Source organism: Neisseria sp. P0016.S008, assembly GCF_051957775.1.
Taxonomy (GTDB): domain Bacteria; phylum Pseudomonadota; class Gammaproteobacteria; order Burkholderiales; family Neisseriaceae; genus Neisseria; species Neisseria flavescens_B.
On the sequence record NZ_JBQCWB010000033.1, the window covers coordinates 1 to 254 of the forward strand.

The following is a 254-nucleotide window of genomic DNA, read 5'->3' on the forward strand; positions in this document are numbered from 1 at the left end:
GTGGTAATGCGGGTCAAGGTTCTCGCCTGCCTGTGGATTGATTTCATTAATATGGGTGGCATCAATCGCTTTTTGCAACTCGTACAAAGTCATTTGCACGCCCCTTTTCAGGGCATCGAAATTACCGCTTTGGGCGAGCAGCGCCATGTCAAGGTAGTCTTTGACAGGCAGCATTTCGCCCGCAAATTTTTGTCCGGCAAATTTATGGTTATCGGCGATATCTTGATGATGGCGGCGGCGCACGTTATGCTCGT

The 254-nt window shown here is 49.6% G+C and carries 1 protein-coding gene; it reads right to left on the reverse strand.

What is annotated here, in order from left to right; all coding sequences use genetic code 11:
- Positions 1 to 254 (reverse strand): nucleotide exchange factor GrpE (grpE, locus tag ACTHS8_RS10865; RefSeq protein WP_440373715.1); only part of this gene is annotated, 254 nt, incomplete at both ends.